Annotated in this window: 11 protein-coding genes; 2 read left to right on the forward strand and 9 right to left on the reverse strand. The window is 62.6% G+C overall.

Features of this window, described 5'->3' with window-relative positions; translation table 11 throughout:
* Nucleotides 1-34: 34 nt before the first annotated feature.
* From RTQ83_RS01570 to RTQ83_RS01585, 4 genes are all read right to left on the reverse strand, one after another.
* Nucleotides 35-370, reverse strand: coding sequence for a hypothetical protein (locus RTQ83_RS01570; RefSeq protein ID WP_312510796.1), 336 nt, complete (start codon nt 368-370; stop codon nt 35-37).
* A gap of 93 nt (nt 371-463) precedes the next feature.
* Complete coding sequence (locus RTQ83_RS01575) at nt 464-1,900, reverse strand: CitMHS family transporter (protein WP_312510874.1); 1,437 nt, start codon at nt 1,898-1,900, stop codon at nt 464-466.
* Between the two features lie 160 nt (nt 1,901-2,060).
* Complete coding sequence (locus RTQ83_RS01580) at nt 2,061-3,485, reverse strand: sensor histidine kinase N-terminal domain-containing protein (protein ID WP_312510875.1); 1,425 nt, start codon at nt 3,483-3,485, stop codon at nt 2,061-2,063.
* Between the two features lie 63 nt (nt 3,486-3,548).
* On the reverse strand, nt 3,549-4,238 hold the full coding sequence (locus RTQ83_RS01585) for a response regulator (protein WP_312510797.1): 690 nt from the start codon (nt 4,236-4,238) through the stop codon (nt 3,549-3,551).
* Nucleotides 4,239-4,373: 135 nt separating this feature from the next.
* On the opposite strand from RTQ83_RS01585, the gene RTQ83_RS01590 reads away from it, so the two are divergent.
* Nucleotides 4,374-5,438 (forward strand): porin, encoded by a 1,065-nt coding sequence (locus RTQ83_RS01590; protein ID WP_312510798.1) that lies wholly within the window; start codon nt 4,374-4,376, stop codon nt 5,436-5,438.
* 35 nt (nt 5,439-5,473) lie between these two features.
* Nucleotides 5,474-6,436 carry a tripartite tricarboxylate transporter substrate-binding protein gene (locus tag RTQ83_RS01595; protein WP_312510799.1) on the forward strand — a complete coding sequence of 321 codons (963 nt, stop codon included), beginning with the start codon at nt 5,474-5,476 and terminating at the stop codon, nt 6,434-6,436.
* A 563-nt stretch (nt 6,437-6,999) separates the two neighbouring features.
* Here RTQ83_RS01595 and RTQ83_RS01600 read toward each other — a convergent pair.
* The 5 genes from RTQ83_RS01600 to RTQ83_RS01620 all read right to left on the reverse strand — a co-directional run bounded on the left by RTQ83_RS01600 (nt 7,000) and on the right by RTQ83_RS01620 (nt 12,998).
* Nucleotides 7,000-7,497: a nuclear transport factor 2 family protein gene (locus tag RTQ83_RS01600; protein WP_312510801.1), complete on the reverse strand. Its 498-nt coding sequence runs from the start codon at nt 7,495-7,497 to the stop codon at nt 7,000-7,002.
* Nucleotides 7,498-7,538: 41 nt separating this feature from the next.
* Complete coding sequence (locus tag RTQ83_RS01605) at nt 7,539-8,630, reverse strand: serine hydrolase domain-containing protein (RefSeq protein ID WP_312510802.1); 1,092 nt, start codon at nt 8,628-8,630, stop codon at nt 7,539-7,541.
* A gap of 1,225 nt (nt 8,631-9,855) precedes the next feature.
* Nucleotides 9,856-11,019 carry a GGDEF domain-containing protein gene (locus RTQ83_RS01610; protein WP_312510803.1) on the reverse strand — a complete coding sequence of 388 codons (1,164 nt, stop codon included), beginning with the start codon at nt 11,017-11,019 and terminating at the stop codon, nt 9,856-9,858.
* 114 nt (nt 11,020-11,133) lie between these two features.
* Nucleotides 11,134-11,472, reverse strand: a complete 339-nt coding sequence (locus RTQ83_RS01615) for a DsrE family protein (RefSeq protein ID WP_312510804.1) — start codon at nt 11,470-11,472, stop codon at nt 11,134-11,136.
* Nucleotides 11,472-12,998 carry a 5-methyltetrahydropteroyltriglutamate--homocysteine methyltransferase gene (locus tag RTQ83_RS01620; protein ID WP_312510805.1) on the reverse strand — a complete coding sequence of 509 codons (1,527 nt, stop codon included), beginning with the start codon at nt 12,996-12,998 and terminating at the stop codon, nt 11,472-11,474. The genes RTQ83_RS01615 and RTQ83_RS01620 overlap by 1 nt, the downstream gene beginning before the upstream one ends.
* Nucleotides 12,999-13,001 lie beyond the last annotated feature (3 nt).

Raw genomic sequence — 13,001 nt, forward strand, 5'->3', positions numbered from 1 at the left:
CATGACCGGCACGATGCCGGTCATTCCCATCGGCTTACTTCTTGGTCTTGTCTTCCACGTCCTGCGCGTCCTGCACCTGCGGCTTGGTCTTGTCCGCAGGCGAAGTACGCGTGTCTTCCTTCTTCGGCTGGCCCATGCCGGAGGCGGTGGTCTCCTGCTTGCTGCTGCCTTGGAAGTCGGGATCCACGATGTTCGCGCTTTCCGGACCTTCACGATGCGGGTTTTCGCGCTTGTCGCGGTCGTTGCCGACCGGGGCCTGGCGCTCGACGCTGTTGGTCGGTTGCGCGGCGGTAGTGGCGGTACGGTCGGCCTGGGCGGCTGCGCCGCCGGCAATAAGTAGTCCACTGAACAGGGCGATGACTTTCTTCATGGCTTCCTCCGAATCAAGGTTGGTCATATATGCATGTCTTCATGATGGCACCCGATGCCACGATTACAAGACCCGATTCGGAAGAATCGAACTTCAGGCGCCCTTGAACAGCGGAATCACGCCGAACAGCAGGCCCGCCAGCAGCATCACCAGCGAGGCGCTGATCGACCAGATCAGCGTATAGCGCTGGTGGTCGCCGAATTCGACCTTGGCCATGCCGACCAGCAGATAGGTCGATGCCACCAGTGGGCTGAGCAGGTGCACCGGCTGGCCGATGATCGAGGCGCGGCCGATCTCGGCGGCGGTGATGCCGTACACTTCGCCGGCCTTGGCCAGGATCGGCACGATGCCGTAATAAAACGCGTCGTTCGAGATGAAGAAGGTGAATGGAATGCTGAGGAAGCCCGTGACCACGGCCAGGTAAGGCCCCATCCAGTCCGGCACCGCTGCGATCACGCTCAGGGCGATGGCGTCGACCATCTTGGTGCCCTGCAGGATGCCGACGAAGATGCCGGCCGCAAAGATCAGCGACACCACCGGCAGCACGTTCGGCGCATGCGATTCGATGCGCGCCTTCTGCTGCTCCAGGCCCGGATAGTTGATCATCATGGCCAGCGCGAAGAAAATCATGAACAGCACCGGCAGCGGCAGCGCGCCCAGCACCAGCATCACCAGCAGCAGCGCGGTCAGCACCGCATTGATCCACACCAGCTTGGGCCGCACGGTGTCAGGCGACGAGACGCTGATCTCCGGCTCGGCGGCAGTTTTCGGCACGCCGCCGCTGCCGCTGGCGATGCCATCGGCCGCAGCAGCGTTACCCGCCATCGCATGCACCGGCGCCAGCTCGCCCAGGCCCGGCGTCAGCACGCTGGCCTGCGCGGCCTTGGCGAAGGGCGCTTCGCCCGGCAAGGCGACGAAGCCGAGGCGCTTGCGCTCGCGCATCCCGAGCATATAGGCCACGAACAGCACCCACAGCGCGGTGACGATCATCGCCGGGATCATCGGCACGAACACCTCGCTCACATCCACGCCCAGCGCGGTGGCGGCGCGTGCGGTCGGGCCGCCCCATGGCAGGATGTTGAACACGCCGCCCGCCAGCATGATCACGCAGGCCATCGTCAGGCGGTTCATGCCGAGCCGCTGGTACAGCGGCAGCATGGCCGACACCGTGATCATGTAGGTGGTGGCGCCGTCGCCGTCGAGCGAGATCATCATCGCCAGCGCCGCGGTGCCGACCACGATCTTCATCGGGTCGCCCTGCACCAGTCGCAGGATCAGGCGCACCACCGGGTCGAACAGGCCGGCGTCGATCATCACGCCGAAGTACAGGATGGCGAACATCAGCATCACGCCGGTTGGGGCCAGGGCGCGGATCCCGTCCAGCATCATCGGCCCGAGGTCGGCGCCGAAGCCGCCGATCAGGCCAAAGGCGATCGGCACCACGATCAGCGCCAGCAGCGCCGGCAGGCGCTTGGTCATGATCAGGAACATGAACACGACGATCATCGAGTAGGCGAGCACGGTCAGCATCATCAAGCTCCCCCGGTGTGGATGGCGATGGCCGGACGGCAGAAGAATGGCGCAGGCGCGACGGCGCGCGCGAAGGCGGAATGGTGCATGAGTGTCTCCAAAGTGTGGCGGCGTGGTGGCCGCCTTGTTTGGATCGACTATATGCCCGCTTAGCTTTCAATCAGCTTTCAGCGCGCCTTGCAAACCGGACGCCAACTTGAAGCCCGCCCCCATCCTCGCCCTGACCGAGGGTTAGCGTGGCGCCGTGCATGACGGCGATGTCGCGCACGATCGCCAGTCCCAGGCCGGTGCCGCCGGGATTGGCTTCCAGCGTGGCCTGGGCGCGGTAGAACGGCATGAACACCTTGTCGTATTCGCTTGGGGCGATGCCGGGGCCGCTGTCGCTCACTGCGAGCAGCACGCCGTCCGCATCCGCGCCGACCCGCAGCATCACGCTGCCGCCGGGCGGCGTGTAGCGGATCGCGTTGTCCACCAGGTTCGACACCAGTTCGTGCAGCAGCAGTTCGTTGCCGATGACGGTGGCGTCGTCGTTTTCGCCGCCTTCCAGCGCCAGGTCAATCCCCTTCTGCACCGCCGGCATGGCCAGCTCCAGCCCGACCTGTCCGGCCAACGCCGCCATTGAAACCGGCGCCATCGCCGCGCTGCCGCCGCCATGCTCGATGCGCGCCAGCGTCAACAGGCGGTTGGCCAGGTGGATGGCGTTGTCGGTGGTGCCGGCGATCGAGCCGACGATGGCGCGCATCGCGGCCGGATCGTTCTCGCGCAGTGCCAGCTCGGCCTGGGTTTTGAGCACCGCCAGCGGGGTGCGCAGCTGGTGCGAGGCGTCGGCGATGAAGCGGCGCTGGCTGGCGATCAGGTCCTGCATGCGCGCCATGGTGCCGTTCATCGCCGTCACCAGCGGACGCACTTCCCTGTGCACCAGCGCCGGATCGAGGTCGGACAGGTCGGACAATGGCCGCGTCTCGAACGCCGTCTTCAGACGCATCAAGGGACGCAGTACCAGGCGCACGGCAAACCATACCAGCGCCGCCACCGCCAGCACCATCAGCGTCTGGCGCAGCAGGGTCGCGAGCAGGATTCGCCGCGACAAGGCCTGGCGCGCGTCGAGCGTTTCGCCGACCTGGATCAGGGCGATGCCGCGCATCGAATCGTCGTACACCGGCTGCAGCAACGCCGCGATGCGCACCGGTTCGCCGTTGTAGCTGGCGTGATAGAAGCGTACCAGCGCCGGATACAGGTCGCTGCGCGGCACGTTCTTGGGCACCGGCGGCAAGTCGTCGTAGCCGGAAACGGTCTCGCCCTGCAGTCCAGTGACCTTGTAGTAGATGCGGCCCAGCGTATCGGTCTCGAAGCTGTCGAGCGCCACGTAGGGCACGTTGGCCACTACCTTGCCATCCTTGACCGTGACCCGCTCGGCCAGCGCGCGCGTGGACGACAGCAGCGAGCGGTCGTAGGCCACGTCGGCCGCCTCCAGCGCGTCGCGGTACAGCGACACGGCATTCAGGGCGACCAGTGCCACCAGCGGCAGGATCAGCCAGCGCAGCAGCTGCTGGCGCAGGCTGCCGGGCTGGCCGGCGCGCGCCATGGCGGCGCGCAGGCGGTCGATGCTTGGGCTGTCGATGCGGACGCGCGGGGCCATCGCCGCTGCTTACGCTTCGCGTTCCTGCAGCAGGTAGCCGATCCCGCGCAGCGTGACGATCGCCGCCCCGCCCTGCGGATGACGTTCGAGCTTCTTGCGGATGCGGTGGATGTACAGCTCGATCGCATCGACGCCGGCGTCGTCGCCCAGCGCGAACACTTCGTGGAACAGCTTTTCCTTCGACAGCGCGCGGCCCGGCTTGGCGATCAGCGCTTCCAGCACCGCGTGTTCGCGCGGAGTCAGGGCCAGCGGCTCGCCGCAATACGAAAACATGCGCGCCACGGTGTCGAACGCCAGTTGGCCGCAGCGCTGCACCAGCGCCTCGTTGCCGCTGCGGCGGCGCAGCAGCGCTTTCACACGCGCTTCGAGTTCGGTGAGTTCGAACGGCTTGGGCAGGTAATCGTCGGCGCCCAGGTTCAGACCCTGCACCCGCTCTTCCAGGCCGCCGCGCGCGGTGAGGATCAGTACCGGCGTGCCGCCACGGTTGCCGCCGCGCGCGCGCAGGCGGCGCAGCACTTCCAGGCCGTCCATACGCGGCAGGGTCAGGTCCAGGATCACCAGCGCGTAGTCCTGGGTGTGCAGCAAGGTATCGGCATCGGCGCCATTGGTCGCGCATTCGACCGTCAGATGGGCGTCGCGCAGGGCCTTGGATACCCAGTGCGACAGTTCGAGGTGGTCTTCGACTAGCAGGATTCTCATCGCGCCAGTGTAAGCGCAAACACCGGCAACCGGATAGCGGCTTGATGCGCCAGGACTGCCATTGAAAGCGAATTGAAAGGAAGCCAGCCATATAGTCGGCCAAAACAAGCAATACATAACAGCACCGGAGACAATATGAAGCACCCAGCCCTTGCGCTCGCCGTCCTGGCAGCGCTTATCCCCGTTCGCGCCTCTTACGCGCAGAGCACTACGCAGATCTACGGCCTGATCGACGCCGGCGTCGAAGTGGTCGACAACGCCAGGGTGGACGCCAACGGCCGCGCCGGCGGCAGCCTGTTCAAGGTCATCTCGGGCGGCAAGAACACCTCGCGCTGGGGCATCCGCGGCAGCGAAGACCTGGGCGGCGGCCTGAAAGCGGTGTGGAACCTGGAAGGCGGCCTGCTGATGGACGTCGGCGCCAGCGATGGTGCGGTGTTCAAGCGCCAGGCCTACGTCGGCCTCGACGGCGCGCTCGGCCGCATCGTGATCGGCCGCTCGTTCACCACGACCTATGAAACGGTGATCAAGTTCGACCCGCTCGGCTTCGCCCCCAACTATTCCTGGGCCACCGGCGGCAGCGCCACCGGGCCGTCGAAATATGGCATGACGACCCAGTTCGACAACCTGGTCAAGTACACCGCCAAGACCGGCGGCTTCACCTACGGCGCCTCGGTCGGGCTGGGCGAGCAATCCACCAGCAACCGCGATGGCCGCAAGATCGCGCTCGGCGGCTCCTGGTTCGGCGGCCCGGTGGGCCTGATGGCGACCTGGGAGCGCGTCAACGGCAGCGCGCCTTTACTGGGCGCCGCGCGCGACGACACGAAAGCATGGCACCTGGCGGCCAGCTACCAGGGCGGCGACTGGCGCCACATCGCCGGCATGCGCGCCTACGACAACCGCGGCGCGGCGGGACTGCGCGCCAACACCTACTGGGGCGGCATCATCCGCACGATCGACGCGGTGACGCTGACCGGCGCGGTCTACCACATCGATACACGCAACCGGACGGCGGTGCCGGATGCGAATCCGACGCTGCTGGTACTGCGCGCCATGTATGCGCTGTCGCCGCGCACGGTGCTTTACCTGTCGGCGGCGCGTGCCCGGGCAGGAGATGGCCAGACCATCAGCCTGTCGCGCGACGACGAGGGCTATGGCTCGACCCAGCGCGGCGTCACGGCCGGTATCCAGCACCGCTTCTGAGCATGGCGCTATGGCATAGGGCTATGATGCAAGGTATGAAGCTCGCGCGATTTCTCCATTCATTGCTGGCACTGGCTTGCCTGCGGACCGCCTTCGCTATGCCGCCGCAGGCCGAGTGCCTGATTCCGTCCAAGCCGGGCGGCGCGATGGACCTGACCTGCAAGCTGGCGCAGCAGGCGCTGCACGCCGATACTGAACTCAAGCTCAGTTACCTGCCGGGCGGCGTCGGCGCGGTGGCCTGGCACACGATGGCGGCGCAGCGGCGCTCCGACGCCAACACGCTGGTGACGTTTTCCGGCGGCTCGGTGCTCAACCTGGCGCTGGGCAAATTCGGCAAGGCCGACGCCGACGACGTGCGCTGGGTGGCCGCCTTCGGCGCCGACTACGGCATGATCGCGGTGCGCGCCGATTCGCCCTGGCGCACGCTGGGCGACCTGCTCAAGGCGCTCAAGCGCGATCCGAAGCAGGTCCTGATCGGCATGTCGGGCACCGTGGGCAGCCAGGACTGGATCAAGATGGCGCTGCTGGCGCGCCTGACCGGGATCGACCCGCGCGCCATGCGCTTCGTCGCGCTCGAAGGCGGCGGCGAACAGTTCATCGCGATGGGAGCGGGCCATGTGCAGGCGGTGTCGGGCGACACGTCCGAAGCGCTGCTCAATGCGGGCGACGGCAAGATCAGGATCTTGGCAGTGCTGTCCGAACAGCGCCTGCCGGGCCGCCTGGCCGGGGTGCCGACCGCGCGCGAGCAAGGCTACGATGTGGTGTGGCCGGTGATTCGCGGCGTGTGGATGGCGCCCGATGTGCGCGAAGCCGATTACCGGCGCTGGGTGGCGGCTTTTGTCCAGATGGAGTCGCGGCCGGAGTTTGCGGAACTGCGCGAGCGGGCTGGCCTGTATCCGTTTTCGCTGACTGGCGATGCGCTGACCCGCTACATTAAGCAGTCGATAGATGGCTACCATCGCCAAGCGGAGCAGTTCAAGCTGTTACGCGAGCCTTAGGAAGGCTGAAGAAACTACAAAGGTTTGTCGAGCAATGACGTTGCAAACCGGGCTATTCAGTCCGTCCGCTGTCGGCCAGGAGCGGTCCTAAGCGAGTGGATAAACTTTGGAGTCAACAGAGCAATTTACATCGCCTTTACCCAACGAAGCATGCATAACTGAACCACGATCTGTGCGCTGGTTGATAAAAAGTTGTCTACAGCTGGTTGGAGGTAAGGTAAGAAATCCGGACCGCCGATTCACTTCGATCATGCGTGATCCAGAAGGATTCGTGTTGGGTATGGTTGCTCCAGAAAGCGCTCCCGGTAACTTCCAGCACCCCTATCTTGAACGCTACAGCGGCCCTCTGACTGGTGAGGACAATTTCGAAGTCACGCAACCACTGGGTCTTGAATACGTTCGGGGAAACGTCTCGAGCCAACTCTTGCGCGCGTTGAAAGGTTCGCTACGGGTCGATACGGGTCGATACGGGCGTGTCGCAACCTCACAATGTACCTGAGCTTTCACCGATGGACAGCTAGCATATCAAATTGTTGGCGGGCCTTATCGATATTATCCGACACTTATTTGGCAGCTCTGTGGCCATAGCTGAGCACCCGTGTAATCTTCCATGCGCCGTCCGTATTTTTCCAGATCATGACAAACTCTGCGATGCCATCGCACGTTTTCGTGTCAAACCGGCAGAACCGATGGGAGCCTTGCGCGATCGCGCCGTAGTCCTTTATGGGAAAGACTTGCAGCGTACCTGGCATGATCTCTCGCGAAAATTTTCCACAGGCATTTTTTTTAGTATTGGCGATCATGCTGTCTCTGCTCCAGGTCACACCACCGTTGTCGTGATAGAACTCGACATCGGGAACAAAATAGCCCGTGTGTTTCTGCAGCTGAGCAGGGTCGCTACACTTATTGAATGCGTCGAATACGTCCGCATCGAGGGCGGCGATGGTGTCAAACAAGGGTGTGACAAACGTTTTGTTTTCAGCCGCAAAAACGCCACTACAAAGCAAAAAAAGCGATGCCGCAATTATTTTACTGTACCTGACGGCAAGTCGTTTTTTCATATGTTTTCCTGGTTGCGCTGAACTATCTCGAGTGAGCATGGCTAATGAACCTGCGCCTGCAGATAAGCTAGAAAGCGTGGGTTTGCCCCCAGCTTTTCAAGCACTGGAAGGACGGCTTCATGTCCGCTATCTCCGTTGGTCAGGATCACCACGCCATCTTGTGTGGATTTGCTAAGGTAAGCAAAAGTAAATACTCCATCATCCTTGCCCGTGTGCATGAAAATTATATCGCCGGCGAAATCGAGGATTTCCCAGCCAAGGCCAAAACCGATACGCTCGGGACAGGTCGCAGCTTTGTCTCCTGCGCAGCGAAGATTTCGCAAGTCGACTTGTATACGCCGCCGCTCACTTGCGACTTCTGAACTCAAACCCTTATCCTGTATGACCTCGATCATGAAACTCGCATAGTCGGCCGCAGTCGCATATACCAGATCCGCAGCATTGGGTCGCTCGGCTATATGCGGTTTCATGTATTTTCCTAATGCATCGCTAGGCAAGGCAATCCGCTCTCGTAGCCAAGGCTGGTCCGTAAAAGTAGTGTGCGTCATGCCGCCGGGCTCGAAGAGCTGTGAGCGCGCTAGGATATCGAAACTTTTGCCCGTTTTTTTCTCGGAAAAACGCAAAACATATTGGTACCCTTCACCCGAGTAACCCCACTGTGTTCCCGGATCGAAAATGAATTTCATCCCTGTCTTGCTGTCGCGCCAGTTAGGAAGACCAGCTTGATGAGAAAGAGCAAAACGTGCCGTCAAAGCCTGACTCCGGACATCGGAACTCACGTCAGGATCAGTCCAGTGGTAAAACATCGGCTCATCCAGACCGAGCATTTTTTTCGACGCAAGTCGCAATACCACTTCGGCAGTCAGTGGCTTGGTCAGCGAGGCAATGTTATAGGTCGAGCTTTCAGTGGCGGCAATGCCGGGCGACTGCTCGCCAAACGCAGATATCTGCACGATGCGTCCACCTTTGATACTGGCTATCGCGACGCTGGGTATTTTCGCTTCAGCCATTACAGTGGTAATGTGCAATCCAAACGATGTGTTTTGGGAAAATGCTGTTTGGGAGGTGAGCAGCATCGTCGCTAGCGCAAGCCCGGTGCTGTAATAGAGAATGAAACGAGAGGTCGATCGCATACAAAACCCTATTAAATATATTCAAGACCTGAGGATATGCGTTGCGAAGGACACGGACTACTCCATTGCGACCAACGGTCGTTTTTGTAGGACGAATGGTAGCGTGACAGCTCGGCAGGCCACAGGTCCGGCCGGATGACCAAAAGGCCTGTCTGCCTCAGCGAATTGCAAGATATCGAATCGACGTGCGGGGCCATGTAGGATAAGAACGTCCGCTTCGGGTCGGTTCCTGCCCTTCGTGACAGAGTACGGACTTTCGGCCCTGCGACCTGCTATGCTGGGCGCAAGAGCCGAGATCGGCCAAATACGGACATTCGGACGGTAGCGAGTTCGACGGATTGCAATATTTCGCTTGAAAGCTGCCGCGCATGAAACGCCAAGGCTCATATGAAACCAAACCAGTTGTTCGCGGCACTTGTCACGACCGTCTCGCTCCTTGGTTGCGAGATGGAAATGACGTATAAGGACATCTCCAGCAGAGCTGAGTACCGTGACCTTATAGGTGACACCTGCGAATTGCTGGTGCCCCTACGTGCGCATGGGGTCTCAAAGAAGCTTGAGCAAAGGCAGAAAACCGATTACATAACTATTTGGAATCCTGGGTTCACTGGGCCGGAGATGACGTTCTTCACCCAGCTCATGCAAGGCACTCGTATGCGTATTCTGGCTGTGAGGGAATGTGCTAACTGCCCTTTTGACACTTTTGTTGAGTACCAAGTAGCCGTTGATCCTGAGCCAGATGAATTTGCGGGAAAGCCAGCGTTTGTAAGGATTGAGTCCTTCTCTCCACATCACGTAAGGTGTGGGAGTGACGTCAATAATTCGCTCAAGCCGACACCGATTCCGCACCCAGATTAGCTCAGGTGTCAGGAGTCTTCGTAGACTCAACGTCTGCAATGGGTCAAATCCGGTCGATCGTGACTGTCCACGAATTTTCCGGCCTGGCAACCTGCCATGCTGGCGCGAACGCCCGGGCTCAGAGGGTTTCTCAATACCCTCTTGCGCACCGTACGTGATTGGCAACGCCGATTATTGCTACGGAACGAACCCGCCCCTTGACTCGACGGCGCCGTATTCGACATCGCCTGCTGGGACAGTAGCGGAATCATGCTCGTCAACCTGCCTGAGAACACCGCTCGCTCGTAGTCCTGGCCAACACCCGACTCTGACCGCTGATCGAACGCCCACATCGGACCGATTGCTGACGGCTGTGCTTTTCCCCGGCTCAGGGCAGATCGGCGGCGTCCCATTCAGCCACGCAGACCCGATTACGGCCATTGCGTTTGGCCTCGTACAAAAGTTCGTCGGCACGAGCGATCAGGCTATGGCTAGCAACGCCAGGCAAGTCCGGCGAAAGGCACGCGCTGACCACGCCGAAGCTTGCCGTGGCCTTGATCCGCACATCGCCATGCAAACTGCTCGCTTCGGCCAGGCGGGTCCGAATGCACTCGGCAAAAGCATGGCCCTCGGCCAGGCCGCTATCCGGCAGGATCAGCAGGAATTCTTCGCCACCGTAGCGCACCACGGTATCGATGCCGTCACGGGTCATCGACAGCAGCAGCTGGGCGAAATCCTGGATGAGCTTGTCCCCGGCTTGGTGGCCATGGATATCGTTGACGGCCTTGAAGCCGTCCAGGTCGCACATGACGATGCATAGCGATGCACTTTGGCGCCGGGTGCGCTCGATCTGTTGTGTGAGCAAGCCGGCGTTCAGGTGGCGCCGGTTAAAAGCGCCCGTAAGAGGATCCCGTACGGACTGTTCGATCAGGATTTGCTGAGTCCAGTACTGCCGGCGCGACGAGCAGGCATCACGGCGCGCAGCAATGGCGCCGAACAGATTCGCCAGCACCAGCAACATTGCCATCGTCGACAACTGGCGCGGGGTGACCATGCCGGCGGTGTGCACGAGCATCAGGAAGGCCACGCTGGCGCTGATTGCAACAATGGTGGCATTGACCAGGCGGTTCGGGATGAACAGGTAAACGATGATCAGCATGATGGCCATCGACATTCCGTGAAGCAGCACATCGCCCCGAAAATACGCGACCATCAGGAAGGTCAGCATCGCCAGGGTGGTGAATACGGTGGCTGCACGGTAAGCGGTATGCGCCGGTTGAACGCTGCGGCGTATCAGAACGATGCCCGCCAACGCCACTGCGGCGATAGCCAGGCGCGCTGCGAACAGCGTCAACGTAGGGGCGCTAAAGCCGAGATGGGCCGCATCGGCAAGCGCGAACGCCAGGAAAAAAACGCCGCAGAATGCGAGCGAACGGGACGAATCATGCTGGATGACGCCACCCTGGTCGCGCAAGAAAGCCGATTCGATACTGGCCGACGCAAATTCACCATACCAGCGCGTGATGGCGCCGAGAGACTGCAGCTTGGACATGGAAGAAGACATCGGACGGAAACGAGCCCGACTTTAGCGACTTATTGATGTGCTGTAAAGATTCTTAGCAGCGATGCATGAGGCCATTGCAAACGGTTGCCGAATGCGCCAGGCTCAGAAGTTCATGAACCGCGCATCCGGCGCAAAGCCGGCGGCCAGCATGGCGGCCGCGCCGCGGATGCCTGCGACTTGCGGCGCCAGCGCATCGGCCGAGATGCCGTGGCTGGCCAGCGCCTGCGGACAGGCATAGATGCCGACACCTGCCTCGACCGCATCGAGCAACTGCGCCAGCAAGGCCGGCCCGGCAGCACCTTTGCGCAGCCATGCAACGCTGGTGCCGACACAATGCAGCTCGACCTCCGCATCCAGCGCGGCCGCCGTGGCAGCGTACCGCAGCGGCGCTGCAGCGCCCTTCTCGCTCACGTCATTGACGACGACGATCAGGCGCGCCATTACACCGCGATCCCGTGACGCTCGCGCAGGATGCGCGCAGCACCGGCCAGCGTGGCCAGCTTGGCTTCGGCAATCGCGGCCGACGTCAGCGGATTGTCGGCGAAGGTAGCGAAGCCGCAGTCGGGCGTCAGCAGCAGGCGCTCGGCACCGAACAACTGAACCGCGTGTTCGGCGTGGTGCACCACGTGCTCGACGCTCTCCACGTGCGCATGCTTCTGGTTGCAGGCGCCGATGCCGATGCGTACGTCGTCGGGCAGCGCCTTGAGCACTTCCATCTCGCCGGCGCGCGGCGTCGCCAGTTCCAGGAACAGCGTGCCCACGCGCAGTTGGCCGAGCGTGTCGACCAGCGGCCGGTAGTCGCCGGCCAGAGCCTTGGTTTCGTCGGGTGTCCAGTTACCGCGGCACATGTGCACGGCCAGGCGCTCGCGCGGGAAGCCGGCGACCACGGCGTTGATCAAATCGCGCGCGAAGGCCAGCTCGGTCGGGGTATCGGCCTTCTCGCCCAGCGCGCCGCACATGAAGCTGCGCTGCGAGGCCGGACCACTGAACACGACTTCGGACAGCACCGGCTCATCGAGCTGCACCAGCGCCGTGCCGGCCGCCAGCAGACAGGCGATTTCCTCGCGCAGCACGCGCACGATGTCGCGTGCCAGGTCGTCGCGGTTGTCGTAGGCGCGGTCCGAGATGCACTCCATCCACATCGTGCGCGTCAGCAGATAGGGGCCGGGCAGCGCCACCTTCACCGGCTGCTGCGTCAGCGCGCGTGCGAAGTCGACTTCGTGCACGGCGATGCCGCGCGAGCGGCCCAGCGGCCCGAACACGGCCGGATGGCGCACGTCGCCGGCCGGCACGTCCAGGGCGCGCAGTTCGCGCTCGAATTCTTCCGGGTCGTCCACCAGCGGCAGCAGATCGGTCAGCGGGATCAGCTGGCAGTTGTCCAGGCGCGAGGCGACGAAGCTGGAGTAGCTGTCGCGGCGCTGTTCGCCGTCCGAGATCACGTCGGCACCGGCGCGCAGTTGCGCCTGCACGGCCAGGCGCACGGCGTCGTCGGCGGTAGCGTGGAATGAGGCGTCGTCCAGGCGCCCTTCCATGTGCTCGTGCACCGCCTGCAGCATCCAGCGCGGGCGCGGCCACGAGCCGATGCCCATTACCGACAAGGGCTTGATGCCTGGTGCCGGCGCCACCGGCGGGAACTCAGTCATCGGCTTCACGACTACCGGCTCGAACCCGGCGCTGACACTAGGTGCGGCAATGGCGACCGCGCTGCGCTCGGCCAGCTTGCCCTTGGCGACCAGGAAGCTGCGCTGCTTGCCTTCGCGCAGGAACGACACCAGCTCGTTGCCCGTCATGCGGCACCAGGCCGGCAAGTCTTCATCCACCGAAATTTCGGTGGAGCGGATTTCGAGCAGGCCGCCGCGCGGCAGTGGGTCGATGTGCTTGCGGATCAGGAGCAGCAAACCGTTGCCGCAATCGAGGTCGCCGCCGTCGAAGCCGACGTCCGGCTGGTGAGGGTGTGGGAAGGTCATGGT

This window comes from Massilia sp., assembly GCF_031995545.1.
Classification (GTDB): Bacteria; Pseudomonadota; Gammaproteobacteria; order Burkholderiales; family Burkholderiaceae_D; genus Telluria.